We start from the raw sequence: 14,113 nt of genomic DNA, 5'->3' as shown, positions 1-14,113 counted from the left end.
GCCTCGCTTCCGACCTCAGCCCGCCGGGTCGATCCGCTTCGCCATCTGCTGGGAGGTGACCTCGAAGCCCAGACTGCGGTAGAGGCCGATCGCCACGGTGTTCGAACCGAACACGTTCAGGCCCAGCTCGGGCACGCCGAGCTGGGCGAGTTCGGCCTCGATGAGCTGAATCATCCGTCGCGCGTAGCCTCGTCCGCGGTGCTCGTCGTGCACCTCGATGTTGTCGATCCACGCCTGGTTCGGGGTGGCGACCGCCGGCAGGGTCGCCCAGATCCAGCCGACCTCGGTGTCGCCGACCCGGCCCACCCGCAGCAACGCCCTCTCGGTGGCCACGCCCGCCGGCAGTGACTCCCGGATCTGGCTGCTCGACCGTTCCAGGGCCGCCTCCGGCGTCATCCCCCGATGCGCCACCAGGTCCTCGGCGTACCCCTGCACCAGTGGCCCCCGCAAGCGGTCCAGTTCCTGTGCCGTCATCGGCGTCAACGTCAACTCCACCGCGTCTCCCCCTTCGTCGTCGCCAGCGGGTAGTGCAGCAGAACCAGCCCGGGGGCGCCAACCGTTTCCCCGCCGGGCGCGGACGGGACGGCCGGGGGTGCGCGGGCCGGCCACGATGGCAACGTGCGGATCGCCCACGTCAGCGACAGCCACCTCACCAACCCGGAGGGGGTGGCCACCTCGGTCGGCACCACAGTGGCGCTGCTGCGCGCCGCCGGGCACCGGGTCGTGCTGCACTGCCCCGGCCCACTGTCCCGGTGTCGCCGCCGACCGGGCGAGGTGCCCTCGCTGTCGGTGCCGACCCGGCCGTACCGGTTGGCGCTGCCCCGGCCGCCCAGCGCACCGGTCGACGTGGTGCACGTGCACACCACCGGCCCGCTCGGCGTCGCCGGCCTGCGCTGGGCCGCCGCCCGGGGCGTACCGACCGTGCTGACCTGGCACACCGACCTGGTCGCGTACGCCGCGCACTACCCGGAGATCCCGATCGGGGCCGCGTACGCCGGCATGCGGCTGGGCCTGCGCTGGCGGGCGGGCGACCTGTGGGCGCTCGCCCACCCCGGACCGGGTCGGCAGGCCCGACTGGCGGCGCTCGGGCGAACCCTCCTGGCCCACACCACTGTCCTCATCGCCCCTTCGGCGAAGACAGCGACGATGATGGCGGCGATGGCGGGGCGTACCCCGATCGTGGTCCTGCCGACCCCGGCCGCCGCGCCGCATCCCGACGCCGACGACCGGCGGCGGCTGCGGGCCCGGCTCGGCATCCCGGCGGACGCGCCGGTGCTGCTCGCGGTGGGACGGGCCACGCCGGAGAAGAACCCCGAGCTGTTGCTGGCCGCGTTCGCCCAGGTCCGTCGCGAGTTGCCGGCCGCCCGACTGGTGCTGCTCGGGGCCCGGCGACACCGGCTCGCGGTCCGCCGCACGGCCCGCCGGTACGGCGTCGTCGACGCGCTGCACCTGCTGCGCCCGGTGCCCCGCGACCGGGTCGGCGCCCACTACCGGGCGGCGGACGTGCTCGCGTTCACCTCCACCACCGACACCCAGGGCCTGGTGCTCTCCGAAGCTGAGGCGTACGGACTGCCGGTGGCCATCGTGGACACCCAGCTGGTCGAGCGGCCCGGCACCGGCACCACCCGGCCGGTCGCCGAGCCCAGCCCGGCGGCGTTCGGGGCTTTGCTGACCCGGCTGCTGACCGAGCGGGAGTTGCGCGGGGCCGTGATCCGGGACGGCCGGGCGGCGGTGGCGGCCTGGTCCCGCGACCGCTACCTGGCCGAGCTGGTCAAGCTGTACGCGTCGCTGCCGCCCGTCAGCGCGGGGACCTGCCACCCCAAGGCGCGGCGAGGTGACGCGTCACGCTGCTCCTGATCGCGCTGACCGCCGTCCATTCTGACCCGACGGCGGGGAAATGGCCGGACAGCCCCAGAATGCACCGGGCAGAGGCCCGCACGGCCGCCGCCCTGCCGGCCTCGGCACCGACGCCCCGTCTGTTGGGCTGCCACGACGACGGCGATTGGGTGGCGCTGGTCTTTTCCGACGTGGACGGTCGACACCCGGCCACCCCGTGGCGGGCCGACGAGCTGACCCGCGTCCTGAAGGCCTTGGAGGTGATGGCCGCCGTGCTCACCCCGAGCCCGGTGACGCACGTGCCGACCGCCGCCGACCTGCTGGCCGAGGACTTCGCCGGGTGGCACCGGATCGCCGCCGACCCACCGGCTGTGCTGGACCCGTGGGCCCGGGAGCATCTGGACCAGCTGCGCGCCGCCGCCGACCACGGCATCGCCGCGCTGACCGGTGACACGCTCTGCCACGTGGACGTACGGGCCGACAACCTGCTGCTCGACGCGACCGGCACGGTCACCGTCGTCGACTGGCCGTGGGCCTGCCGGGGGCCGGCCTGGCTGGACACCGCGCTGCTGCTGGTCAACGTCCGGCTGCACGGCGGGCACGACACCGAGTCCCTGCTGCGCCGGCTGCCCGTCACGGCGGAGGTCGACCCGATGACGCTCACCGGGGTGTACGCCGGGCTGGCCGGGTTCTTCGCCGACGGCGCTCGTCGTCCGCCACCGCAGGGCATCCCCACCGTTCGCGCGTTTCAGCAGGCCCAGGCCGACGCCCTGCTCCCCTGGCTGGCCACCCGCCTCCGGTGACCCGGCGGGCGGGTCAGGGGGCCGCCGGCGTCGACTCCAGGTGGCGTGCCAGTTGCGCCAGGTCGGCAAGGCGCAGGTCGCCGTCGAGCCCCTTCAGCGCGGCGGTCATCGCCCCGGCCGCCCGCCCGGCCCGCAGCCCCACTTCGGCGTCCTCGACGACGAGGCACCGCGACACGGGTACGCCCAGCAACGCCGCGGCCCGCAGATAGCCCTCCGGGTCCGGCTTGCCCACGCTGACGTCCTCCACCGTGACGAGCACCGGCGCCTTGATGCCGGCGGCGCCGAGCCGGGCCTCGGCAAGCCGCGCGTCGGCGCTGGTCACCACCGCCCAGGGCAACCCCAACCGGGCCAGCACGTTCAGCAGTTCGTGCGCCCCGGGGGTGGCCGTCACGTCGGACAGGTCGTCGTACTGCAACGCCAACTGCCGCGCCGCTGCCGCGGCGACCGCGCTGTCGTCGAGCGCGGGCAGCAGCCGTCGGATGGTCCGGTCGGCGGGGCTGCCGTGCGCGATCGCCAGCGCCGCAGCGGGGTCGACGGCGTACTCGACGGCCCACCGCTCCCAGGCCCGCTCGACGGCGGCGTCGGAGTCGACCAGGGTGCCATCCATGTCGAACAGCACCGCGCCAATGCCTGCCAGTTCCACGCCCACGCTCCCCGAATCGCTCGCCCCACCCTCCCCCACCTCGCAAGATCCGCGCAACTTCGGTGATCCTGCTGTCTCCTCGCCTGGTGAGGCAGCAGGATCCGTGACGTTGCGCGGATCATGGCGGCCCGACGGGTCCGCGGGCCGTCGACGATCGCGGGAATCGGACGTGGAGGTCCGAGCGAGACGTCCGATGGCCGCCAGACGGGAGGGCGGCGCGGCCAGATGATCGTTTGCATGACGACGACACTCAACGACAAGGTCGCCTTGGTGACCGGGGGTTCCCGGGGTATCGGAGCCGGAATCGCGCTGCGCCTGGCACAGGACGGGGCCGACGTGGCACTGACCTACCGGCAGGACGCCGCGCGGGCCGCCATCGTGGTGAAGCAGATCGAGGCGCTGGGCCGCAGAGCGCTGGCGATCCAGGCGGACGGTGCCGAGCCGGACGCTGTGCGGGGCGCGGTCGACCGGACAGCCGCCGAACTGGGTCGGCTGGACATCCTGGTGAACAATGCCGCGGTGTTCCTGGTCGGCGCCCTGGACGAGCTCGGCTCGGCAGAGGTGGAGCAGACGATCGCGGTCAACATCAGGGCACCGTACGTCGCCGCGCGGGCTGCCCTGCGGCACCTCGGCGACGGCGGACGGATCATCAGCATCGGCAGCAACGTCGGTGAGCGGGCGGTCTTTCCCGGGCTGACGCTCTACGCGATGAGCAAGACCGCCCTGGTCGGGCTGACCCGGGGCCTGGCCCGTGAACTGGGCCCACGGGCCATCACCGTCAACCTGGTCAACCCAGGGCCGACGGACACCGACGCCAACCCGGCGGACGGACCGAACGCGGCGGCGATCAGCGGATTCACCGCCGTCGGCCGGTACGCTCGCCCCGCCGACATCGCGGCCACCGTCGCGCACCTGGCCAGTCCCGAGGCCGGCTACGTGACCGGTGCGGTGGTCAATGTGGACGGCGGCTTCACCAGCTGAGGAGCCGGGCTGGCGCTTCCCTGGCTTCCATGATCAAGTGATGAGAAATAGGTGCCAGGGACGTCCCTGACCTACTTTTCATCACTTGATCAGCTCGCGCTGGGTGTTGGTGGGCGCGGCAGGTTTCGAACCTGCGACCCCCCGCTTGTAAGGCGGGTGCTCTCCCACTGAGCTACGCGCCCGGATCGCCCGTGTGGCGGGCCGGTGGCTGGCAAGCTTACCTGCCCGCCACCGACCCGGGCGCACGGCGTACCCCGGTCAGTTGGTCGCTTCGGCGATGGCCTTGCGCCAGCCCTGCTGGTCGCGGGCCTCGCCCGGGCCGTTCATCTCGGCGAAGCGGACCACGCCGGTCTTGTCGATGACGAAGGTGCCCCGGTTGGCGAAGCCGGCCACGTCGTTGAAGACCCCGTACGCCTGGGCGACGGCGCCGTGCGGCCAGAAGTCGGCCAGCATGGGGAACTGGTAGCCCTCACGGTCGGCCCAGATCTTGTGGCTGTAGGCCGAGTCGACGCTGACGGTCAGCACCTGGACGTCGTCGTTCACGTACTCGCCGAGGTTGTCGCGCACCTCGCCCAACTCGCCCTGACAGGTGCCGGTGAAGGCGAGCGGGTAGAAGACCAGCAGGACGACGCGCCTGCCCCGGAAGTCCGAGAGACGGACCTCCTGGTTGTTCTGGTCCTTGAGCACGAAGTCGGGTGCTTCGGCACCAACCTCGATGGGCATGCGAACTCTCCTCGCTGCTCGGCCTCGCCGGCGACGGCGTCGGGGCGGGGGGACGGCACCAGCCTGCTACCCGGCGGTGGGCGGACCGTCGGGCGAGCGGAGCGGCGCTGGCTACTTCTTGGCCTTGGCCCCTCGACGCAGCACCAGGCGGGCGCCGCTCCAGTCCCGGCCGGCGTTGACGGTCGAGGTCTGCTGAAGGCCGGCGGTGGGCGCGGACTCCGCGACCTCGCTCGGCTCGACGTGCCCCTCGCGCCCCGCCTTGGGGGTGAGCAGCCACACGACGCCGTTGTCGGCCAGCGGGCCGAGGGCATCGACGAGCAGCTCGAAGAGGTCGCCGTCGCCGTCCCGGTACCAGACCAGCACCGCGTCGACCACCTCGTCGGTGTCCTCGTCGACCAGATCTCCACAGCGGTCGGTCAGGGCGTCTCGGAGATCTTGGTCGACGTCGTCGTCGTACCCCATCTCCATGACGACCATCCCCGGTTCGATTCCGAACCGGTCCGCCAGGCTGCGTACCCCGTCGGCGGCCTGACCAGCGGTCGCGCTCACTGTCGCGTGCCTCCTCATCTCGTCCCTGCTCGCGGCGTCGGTGCGACGACCGTCAGGCAAAGTCCACACAGTTGTTGGTCTGCGCGCAAGTGGCGCACCGGGTGGATCGGAATTTACCGTGCCAGCAGCGTACGGGCACCGTCGGTAATGGCTTCCGCGGAGACCAGTACGTGACGTGCTGCCGGACCTAATGGTACAAACGAGTCAACTCCGGCTACTCGACGCGCGGCACCGACATATCCGGCGTCGACGAGCGCGGCGATCACCCCCTCGCCGACCCCGCCGGAGCGGCGCGTCTCGTCCACCACCAGCACCCGGCCGGTCGCCGAGGACTCCCGGATGATGTCGGCCACCGGCAGCGGAGCCAGCCAGCGCAGATCCACCACGCGGGTGCCCACCCCCTCCTCCGCGAGGACAGCCGCGGCGCGCAGCGACATCCGCACCCCGTTACCGAAGGTGATGATGGTGAGGTCGTCCGCCGAGCCGACCCGGTAGACGCGGGCCCGCCCGATCGGCACGTGGCCAGCCACCCACCCGCCCGGCTCCGGATAGCCGGCCAGCCACTCCCCGTCACCCTCCGTGTACAGGTCGCGGGTGTGGTAGAGCGCGATCGGTTCCAGGAACACGCAGACACTGCCGTCCACCGCCGCGCTCGCCAGACAGGTCCGCAGCATGGGCGCGGCGTCGTCCGGCCGTGCCGGCACCGCGACCACCAGCCCGGGCACATCCCGGAGTACGGCCACCGAGTTGTCGTTGTGGAAGTGCCCGCCGAACCCCTCCTGGTACGCCAGGCCCGCCACCCGCACCACCATCGGGTTGCGGAACGCCCCCTGCGAGAAGAACCGCATGGTCGCCGCCTCACCGCGCAGCTGGTCCTCGGCGTTGTGCAGGTACGCCAGGTACTGGATCTCCGGCACCGGCAGCATCCCGGCCAGCCCGGCACCGAGGCCCAGCCCGAGCACCGACGTCTCGTCGAGCAGGGTGTCGAACACCCGGGCCGCCCCGAACCGGTCGCGCAGCCCCTTCGTCACCCCGTACACGCCGCCCTTGGCGGCCACGTCCTCACCGAAGAGCGCCATCTGCGGGTGGTCGAGCATCCCGTCGGCGAGTGCGGCGTTGATGCTCTGCGCCAGGGTCATCGGCCCGGCCAACTCCGGCGGCTTGCCGCCGAACGCCTCCGCCCGGGCGCCCGCGCCCGGCCCGCTGGCCCGCGCCGCGGCGTCGGCCACCGCCCGCGCCACCCGCACCGGACGTCGTGGGGCCAGCGCCGACACCACGTCGGCCGCTGATGCCAACTTCGGCTCGCCCAGCACCTCCTCGGCCAGCCGGCGCACCTGCCAGCCGGTCTCGTCGTACCGGGCCAGCAGCTCCTCGCCGGTCGCCACGCCGGCGTCGACCAGCAGCCGCGCGGTGGCGGCCACCGGGTCCCGGTCCAGGTCCTCGGCCAGCTCGGCCGGACTCCGGTACGCCGACTCCGCGTCCGCCCCGGCGTGCCCCATCAGCCGTACGGTGCGCAGGTGCAGCACGGCCGGCCGCCGGTTGCGGCGTACCCAGGCTGCGGCCTCCGCCGCCACCTCGTACGTCCGCACCGGGTCGGCTCCGTCCGCACTGAAGTAGCGGATGCCCGGCTTGGCCCGCAGGGTCGCCTCGACCCAGCCCTCCGGCGAGCGGACGCTGATGCCCAGCCCGTTGTCCTCGCAGACGAAGAGCACCGGAATCCGCAGCCCCGCGTGGTCGTACCACCCGGCGGTGTTGAAGGCGGCGGTGGCGCTGGCGTGGTTGACCGAGGCGTCGCCGAAGGAGCAGACCACGATGGCGTCCGGTGGCCAGGGGGCGTGCGTGGCGCCCGCGCCACTACCGACCCGCACCCCGGCCCCGGTACGCCGTCCGGCGCTGTCCATACGGCGCAGCCGCTCCACGGCAAGTCCCATTCCGACCGCGCGGGGCAGGTGCGAGGCGATGGTGGAGGTGGTCGGCACGATGGCCAGGTCGGCCCGGCCGAACACCTTGTGCCGTCCCCCGGCGATCGGTTCGAGGCTGGACGCGGCCATCCCGCGCAGCACGTCCCGGGCCGCGTCGGCGTACGCCGCGAACCCGTCGGCGGCCCCGATCGCCGAGGTCAGCTCGGTCCCGGGCGGCTCTGATTCGGACACCTGCGAATCGGCGGTCGGCTCCGGGTCACGTGTCGATGCGCTGTCGACGGTCGACTCACTGTCGGCGGACCGCTCGGAGCCAGTGGGAGGCGCTCGGTCGGCGTCCGGGTCGGGGTCGGCGGTCCGCGCTCGGTCGGCGGGCGGCTCGGAATCGGCGGTCCGCGCCCGGACGGCGGCCCGGTCGGGGTCGGCGATCCGCGCCCGGACGGCGGACGGCTCGGAGTCGGCGATCCGCGCCCGGACGGCGGACGGCTCGGAGTCGGCGACCCGCGCCCGGACGGCGGACGGCTCGGAGTCGGTGGCCAGCGTCGGGTCGGCGGCGACCTGGGCGGCGCGCAGGCAGTAGAAGGCGCCCGAGCGGTAGTGCAGCAGCGCCGGATCGGTGGGACGCAGCGCGGCGGCGACCGCCGCGTTGCCCTCGTGCCCGGCCGAGCCGATGGTGTAGAAACCCTCCCCGAAGCTGCGCAACCAGCGGCCGGCCAGGTCGAGCTGCCGGCTGGTCACCTGCGCGTCGAACAGGTCCAGCACCTGCGCGCCGGTCAGCGGGGCGTCGTCGGTGACCGGGTCGGCGGGGTCACGCCGCCGCTCGGCGGCAGGCAGCGCCGCCAACGTCTCCCGGAACCGGTCGTCGAGATCTTGCGGGGTGGTCACGTCGGACAGCATTACCGACGGAAGGCCTGCTCGCCCAGTGGGACACGGCCGGCAGGGGTGCGCTCACTCCGGCCCGAAGGACTCCGGACAGCCGCCGTCGGACACCTTCCAGACCAGGTCACGAAGGGTGCTCAGCTCCTCGTCGCTCAGCCCGGACAGGAGTCGGGAGTCGGACATCACCTCGATCACCCGGGCCCGCACGACGCGACCCTCCCCGGTCACCACCAGCGTCTTCTGCCGCCGGTCCGTCGGGTCGGTGCGGCGCTCGACCAGCCCGGCCTGCTCCAGCTTGTCGACCAGCACCGTCACGTTCGACCGGTCACAACCCAACTGACCGGCGAGATCCCGAGCCGGCAGCGGGTGGTCCGGGTCCAACTCCCGAAGCGCCCGGGCCGCCGCCGGGGTGAGCCCCAGCTCGGCGAACGCGGAACCCTGCCGGTGTCGCAGCGCGGCGGTGACGTGCGCCATCCGGCGCACCACATCGACGGCGAGACCGGCCCGATCCACCCGTTCACCTGTCGGGGGACCCAGCTCCTGCGTCACGGCCACATCGTACGCAGCACGCCCGTTACGGCCAGCTCAGCGATCAGGCCCAGGCACACCGCCCGGACGGACCACACCGATCCGCAGCCCGACCCGCTCGGCCCGCCACTCCGGATCTGTCACCCCGGGTCCGCCACTCCGGGTCCGCCACTCCAGGTCCGCCACTCGGGATCTGCCACTCGGGATCTGCCACTCCGGGTCCGCCACTCCGGGTCCGCCACTCCAGGTCCGCCACTCCGGGTCCGCCACCCCGGGTCCGCCACCCCGGGTCCGCCACCCCGGGTCCGCCACTCGGGATCTGCCACTCCAGGTCCGCCACTCCGGGTCCGCACCTCGGGTCCGTCGCAAGACCGCCGCCCACGCAGGGCCGCAATGCACGCGATGCCGCGCTCCATTGAACGCCACAGTCCACGAAGGCCGCAGGCTCGCGACGCCACAGCCCACGTAGGCCGCAGCCCTCGCAACATCGGGGAAACTGCTGCCTCGGCACCGGTTCAGGCAACAGTTTCGGGGAAATTGCGCGGATCTTGACAAGGGGACGGCTGCTCTGGGTGGCGATCAGCCGGCAGACGGGCGATCGTCCTCCGCCGCGCACAACATCCTGGATGTAGTGGCCTCCCTCGCTCCCCGACCCCACTACATCCAGGATCGAGCGCGATCTTGGCGCCCAGCGCCCAGCGCGGCCCGCCCCCACGGCGATCCCTCCCGCGCCGATCTTGCGGTTTCGGTTGTCGAAATGTGCGAAATACCCCTTGTGTCGGGACAGTAAGTGCAAGATCGACGAGGAGGGGACAGAGGGACGGCGGGACGGGCCGTCAGGCGGGGAGGAAGGAGAAGCGGACCTGGCGAGTCGGGTTGTCGCCGTTGGTGTCGACGAGGCAGATCGACTGCCAGGTGCCGAGCGCCAGCCGGCCGCCGAGCACCGGCAGCGTGGCGTACGGCGGGATGAACGCCGGCAGCACGTGGTCGCGGCCGTGGCCGGGCGAGCCGTGTCGGTGCCGCCAGCGGTCCTCGGTGGGGAGCAGGTCGTCCACGGCGCTGAGCAGGTCGTCGTCGGAGCCCGACCCGGTCTCGATGATCGCCAGGCCGGCGGTGGCGTGCGGCACGAAGACGTGCAGCAGGCCGTCGCCCTCGCCCGAGACGAACTGCTGGGCCTCCGCGGTGATGTCCCGCACGGTCGGCCGGGACCCGGTCTGGACGGTGATCACGTCGCTGCGCATACGTCGCATTCTGCCGCAGGGTGAGGTCAGGAGCTGCCGCCACCGCCGCCGGAGTCACCGCCACCGGACCACCCGCCACCGGAGTCACCGCTGGACCAGCCCCAGCCGGACCAGCCCCCGGAGTCGCCGCTGCCGCCGGCCGGCTCCGCACCGTCGGAGCTGTCGTGGTCGCCGTCCCGCTGGCGGCCAACGTGCCCGCTCCCGGCGTCCCCGGCGGGCATCGGGTAGAAGTCGTACCCGCCGCCGTCCGGGTCCGGACGACGGCGACGGCCATCCTGGCCGCTCAGACGGGCCGCGCGGATCGCGTCGCGCAGCAGGCCCGCGCCGAGCACGGCCACCAGGGCGCCCAGGGCCACCAGTCCGACCATCGGCAGGTTGCCGGAGGCGAGGGCGACGGCGCCGATGACCAGGCCGACCACCCCGACAACGATCATGATCGCGGCGACCGCGACACGGCGTCCGTTCATGGCGGTAACGGTAGGAGTGGCGGTCAAACCGCTCAGCTTTCACCCGGTCGTCGCGCTAAGTTACCAGCGAGTACCTGTGTTCAGCATCGCGTCGGGGGCACCTAGACGTGACGAGGGGTGCCACCAGGGGGCAGGATGGCGCTAGAGACCTATCCCACACACAACCGAGGGAACGCCTGTGGCTACGGAACGCAAGCGCCCGGTGATCAGCGACGGCCTACCGAGCCAGCTTCCGGACATCGACCCTGAAGAGACCAGCGAATGGGTCGAGTCGCTTGACGGTGTCATCGACGAACGCGGCGCCAAACGCGCCCGCTACGTCATGCTGCGCCTGCTGGAGCGGGCCCGTGAGCGCCAGGTCGGGGTTCCGCCCCTGACCACCACCGATTACATCAACACCATCCCGTCGGAGCGCGAGCCCTGGTTCCCGGGTGACGAGCACGTCGAGCGGAGGATCCGGGCGTACGTCCGGTGGAACGCCGCCATGCTGGTGCACCGGGCGCAGCGCCCGGAGATCGGCGTCGGCGGGCACATCTCCACCTTCGCCAGCTCGGCGTCGCTCTACGAGGTGGGCTTCAACCACTTCTTCCGGGGCAAGAACCACCCGGGCGGTGGCGACCAGATCTTCTACCAGGGCCACGCCTCCCCCGGCATGTACGCGCGGGCGTTCCTGGAGGGGCGGCTCAGCGAGCACCAGCTCGACGGGTTCCGCCAGGAGCTGTCGCACCCCGGTGGTGGGCTGCCCTCGTACCCGCACCCTCGGCTGATGCCGGACTTCTGGGAGTTCCCCACCGTCTCGATGGGCCTCGGCGGTCTGAACGCGATCTACCAGGCCCGGTTCAACCGGTACCTGCAGCACCGCGGCATCAAGGACACCTCCCAGCAGCACGTCTGGGCGTTCCTCGGCGACGGCGAGATGGACGAGCCGGAGACGCTCGGCGCCATCGGCGTCGCCGCTCGCGAGGAGCTGGACAACCTCACCTTCGTGATCAACTGCAACCTGCAGCGGCTGGACGGCCCGGTCCGGGGCAACGGCAAGGTCATGCAGGAGCTGGAGGCGTTCTTCCGGGGTGCCGGCTGGAACGTGATCAAGGTCGTCTGGGGTCGTGAGTGGGACCCGCTGCTCGCCGCGGACACCGACGGAGCGTTGGTCAACCTGATGAACACGACGACCGACGGCGACTACCAGACCTACAAGGCGGAGTCCGGCGCGTACGTGCGGGAGCACTTCTTCGGCCGTGACGCACGGACCCGCAAGATGGTCGAGCCGCTCAGCGACGACGAGATCTGGAACCTCAAGCGGGGTGGGCACGACTACCGCAAGCTCTACGCGGCCTACAAGGCGGCCACCGAGCACACCGGTCAGCCCACCGTCATCCTGGCGAAGACGATCAAGGGCTGGACCCTCGGCTCGCACTTCGAGGGCCGCAACGCGACCCACCAGATGAAGAAGCTGACGCTGGAGGACCTGAAGACCTTCCGCGACCGGCTCTACCTGGACATCCCGGACTCGGCGCTGGAGGACAACCCCTACCTGCCGCCGTACTTCCACCCGGGCGAGAAGTCCGAGGAGCTGGCGTACCTCAAGGAGCGGCGCGAGCAGCTCGGCGGGTACCTGCCGTCCCGGCGGACCAGCACGAAGCGGCTGGCCATCCCCGGGCCGGAGCGGTTCGCCGACATCAAGCGCGGCTCTGGCAAGCAGAAGGTGGCCACCACGCAGGCCTTCGTCCGTCTGCTCAAGGACGTGATGAAGGACAAGGAGTTCGGCAAGCGTTGGGTGCCGATCATCCCGGACGAGGCCCGCACCTTCGGTCTCGACTCGATCTTCCCGACCGCGAAGATCTACTCGCCGCACGGCCAGCGCTACACCTCGGTCGACCGCGAGCTGTTCCTGTCGTACAAGGAGTCGACGACCGGGCAGATCCTGCACGAGGGGATCAACGAGGCCGGCTCGGTGGCCTCGTTCACCGCGGCCGGTTCGGCGTACGCCACGCACGACGAGCCGATGATCCCGATGTACATCTTCTACTCGATGTTCGGGTTCCAGCGGACCGCCGACGGGCTGTGGGCCGCAGCCGACCAGATGGCCCGGGGCTTCCTGCTCGGCGCCACCGCGGGTCGGACCACGCTCAACGGTGAGGGCCTCCAGCACGAGGACGGGCACTCGCTGCTGATCGCCGCGACCAACCCGGCCGTTGTGGCGTACGACCCGGCGTTCGCGTACGAGATCGCGCACATCCTGGAGCAGGGTCTGCACCGGATGTACGGGGACGCGCAGGAGAACGTCTTCTACTACCTGACGGTCTACAACGAGCCGACCCTCCAGCCGGCCGAGCCGGCCGACGTGGACGTGGAGGGCCTGCTCAAGGGCATCTACCGCTACTCGCCGGCACCGCAGGTCGACGGCCCGAAGGCCAACCTGCTCGCCTCGGGCACGGGGATGCAGTGGGCGCTCAAGGCCCAGCAGCTCCTCGCCCAGGACTGGGGGGTGGGTGCCGACGTCTGGTCGGTGACCTCCTGGACCGAGCTGCGCCGCGACGCGGTGGAGACCGAGGAGTACAACCTGCTCAACCCGGGCGCCGAGGCGAAGGTTCCGTACATCCAGCAGAAGCTGGCCGAGTCGGACGGGCCGAAGATCGCGGTCAGCGACTTCATGCGTGCGGTACCGGATCTGATCGCCCGCTGGGTACCCGGCGACTACACGTCGCTCGGCACGGACGGTTTCGGCATGTCGGACACCCGGCACGCGCTGCGCCGGCACTTCCACGTCGACGCGGAGTCGATCGTGGTGGCCACGCTGCGGCAGCTCGCCCGCAGCGGCGCGGTGGAGATCACGGTGCCGGCCGAGGCCGCCAAGAAGTACGCGATCGACGACGTCAACGCCGCCCCGGTCGGCGAGACCGGCGGCGACAGCTGATCCAGCACCACTGAGGAGGGCCCGGCGCATCCGCGCCGGGCCCTTTTCGGTGTAGGGAGCGGCGGTGGTCCGGGGGCCCTGGCGGGGATCCGGACCACCGCCGTCGCGGGTGACGCCGGGAGGATGGGCGCTCGTCAGCCGACGGCGGCCAGGTCGGTGAGCCGGGCCAGCGAGTCCTCCAGGTCGGCGCCGACCCGACGCAGTCCGAGCCGCAGCAGGGCTGCCTTGACCGGGCCGGCCGGCCAGCGGACCACGATGAGGCGCACGATGGTCCCGCCCTCCTCCTCGTCTCCGGTGAGCTGGACGTAGATCTCGGTGCGTGCCTCCGCCCGAGATCCAGCGCCCTTGGCCCGTTCCCGCCAGCCGATCAGCGTCGGCTCCTGGTAGGCGATCACCTCGGCCTCATGCGCCGAGCCGCGCCCCGCCTGGACGAGTTGTCGCCGCCCGAAGCCCTCTCCCGAGAGCACTTCGGCCGCTCGGACCCCGGCCAGCCAGGCCGGCAACTGCTCGGCCCGCTGCACGACATCCCAGACCACTTCAATTGGCGCCGCCACGTGCGCACTGCGTTCCACGAGGATCATTTCCGTCTTTCCTCCGGTGAGGACATCCCACGATATCGGCACTCTA

At 72.0% G+C, this 14,113-nt stretch carries 12 protein-coding genes, 1 tRNA gene and 2 pseudogenes; 4 read left to right on the top strand and 11 right to left on the bottom strand.

The features are described from left to right. Window positions 1-15: 15 nt before the first annotated feature. Window positions 16-495: a GNAT family N-acetyltransferase gene (locus DLJ58_RS11725; protein ID WP_124855710.1), complete on the bottom strand. Its 480-nt coding sequence runs from the start codon at window positions 493-495 to the stop codon at window positions 16-18. Between the two features lie 123 nt (window positions 496-618). On the opposite strand from DLJ58_RS11725, the gene DLJ58_RS11720 reads away from it, so the two are divergent. Both DLJ58_RS11720 and DLJ58_RS11715 read left to right on the top strand, forming a co-directional pair. After that, a complete protein-coding gene (locus tag DLJ58_RS11720; RefSeq protein WP_124855708.1) occupies window positions 619-1,857 on the top strand; it encodes a glycosyltransferase in 1,239 nt (412 codons plus the stop codon). 59 nt (window positions 1,858-1,916) lie between these two features. Continuing rightward, window positions 1,917-2,639 carry a phosphotransferase family protein gene (locus DLJ58_RS11715; protein ID WP_124855706.1) on the top strand — a complete coding sequence of 241 codons (723 nt, stop codon included), beginning with the start codon at window positions 1,917-1,919 and terminating at the stop codon, window positions 2,637-2,639. A 13-nt stretch (window positions 2,640-2,652) separates the two neighbouring features. Here the strand turns inward: DLJ58_RS11715 and DLJ58_RS11710 are convergent, their stop codons facing one another. Next, a complete protein-coding gene (locus tag DLJ58_RS11710) occupies window positions 2,653-3,282 on the bottom strand; it encodes an HAD-IA family hydrolase (RefSeq protein WP_124855704.1) in 630 nt (209 codons plus the stop codon). 237 nt (window positions 3,283-3,519) lie between these two features. Between DLJ58_RS11710 and DLJ58_RS11705 the strand changes: the two genes are divergently transcribed. Next, window positions 3,520-4,263 carry an SDR family NAD(P)-dependent oxidoreductase gene (locus DLJ58_RS11705; RefSeq protein WP_167493696.1) on the top strand — a complete coding sequence of 248 codons (744 nt, stop codon included), beginning with the start codon at window positions 3,520-3,522 and terminating at the stop codon, window positions 4,261-4,263. 107 nt (window positions 4,264-4,370) lie between these two features. Here the strand turns inward: DLJ58_RS11705 and DLJ58_RS11700 are convergent. The 8 genes and pseudogenes from DLJ58_RS11700 to DLJ58_RS11670 form a co-directional block, all read right to left on the bottom strand. Continuing rightward, window positions 4,371-4,445 (bottom strand) — tRNA-Val (locus tag DLJ58_RS11700). Between the two features lie 76 nt (window positions 4,446-4,521). Beyond that, a complete protein-coding gene (locus DLJ58_RS11695) occupies window positions 4,522-4,986 on the bottom strand; it encodes a peroxiredoxin (protein ID WP_091409339.1) in 465 nt (154 codons plus the stop codon). Window positions 4,987-5,097: 111 nt separating this feature from the next. Continuing rightward, complete coding sequence (locus DLJ58_RS11690) at window positions 5,098-5,535, bottom strand: DUF3052 domain-containing protein (protein WP_030330240.1); 438 nt, start codon at window positions 5,533-5,535, stop codon at window positions 5,098-5,100. A 113-nt stretch (window positions 5,536-5,648) separates the two neighbouring features. Then, window positions 5,649-7,619, bottom strand: a pseudogene (locus tag DLJ58_RS11685) (thiamine pyrophosphate-dependent enzyme); the annotation flags it as partial. 380 nt (window positions 7,620-7,999) lie between these two features. Next, window positions 8,000-8,351, bottom strand: a pseudogene (locus DLJ58_RS35130) (transketolase); the annotation flags it as partial. Between the two features lie 51 nt (window positions 8,352-8,402). Next, window positions 8,403-8,807: a MarR family winged helix-turn-helix transcriptional regulator gene (locus tag DLJ58_RS11680; RefSeq protein WP_124855812.1), complete on the bottom strand. Its 405-nt coding sequence runs from the start codon at window positions 8,805-8,807 to the stop codon at window positions 8,403-8,405. A gap of 890 nt (window positions 8,808-9,697) precedes the next feature. After that, window positions 9,698-10,102, bottom strand: coding sequence for a YjbQ family protein (locus DLJ58_RS11675; protein ID WP_167457620.1), 405 nt, complete (start codon window positions 10,100-10,102; stop codon window positions 9,698-9,700). 26 nt (window positions 10,103-10,128) lie between these two features. Further along, window positions 10,129-10,569, bottom strand: coding sequence for a hypothetical protein (locus DLJ58_RS11670; protein WP_124855698.1), 441 nt, complete (start codon window positions 10,567-10,569; stop codon window positions 10,129-10,131). Between the two features lie 178 nt (window positions 10,570-10,747). On the opposite strand from DLJ58_RS11670, the gene aceE reads away from it, so the two are divergent. Continuing rightward, window positions 10,748-13,486 carry a pyruvate dehydrogenase (acetyl-transferring), homodimeric type gene (gene aceE / locus DLJ58_RS11665; RefSeq protein ID WP_124855696.1) on the top strand — a complete coding sequence of 913 codons (2,739 nt, stop codon included), beginning with the start codon at window positions 10,748-10,750 and terminating at the stop codon, window positions 13,484-13,486. Between the two features lie 134 nt (window positions 13,487-13,620). Here the strand turns inward: aceE and DLJ58_RS11660 are convergent, their stop codons facing one another. Continuing rightward, window positions 13,621-14,067 carry an SRPBCC family protein gene (locus tag DLJ58_RS11660; protein WP_030488771.1) on the bottom strand — a complete coding sequence of 149 codons (447 nt, stop codon included), beginning with the start codon at window positions 14,065-14,067 and terminating at the stop codon, window positions 13,621-13,623. Window positions 14,068-14,113 lie beyond the last annotated feature (46 nt).

This window comes from Micromonospora arida, assembly GCF_003857035.1.
In the GTDB taxonomy this organism is placed as follows: domain Bacteria; phylum Actinomycetota; class Actinomycetes; order Mycobacteriales; family Micromonosporaceae; genus Micromonospora; species Micromonospora arida.
Note: the sequence above shows the minus strand (reverse complement) of the source record. Positions and strands in the feature narration are given on the sequence as shown.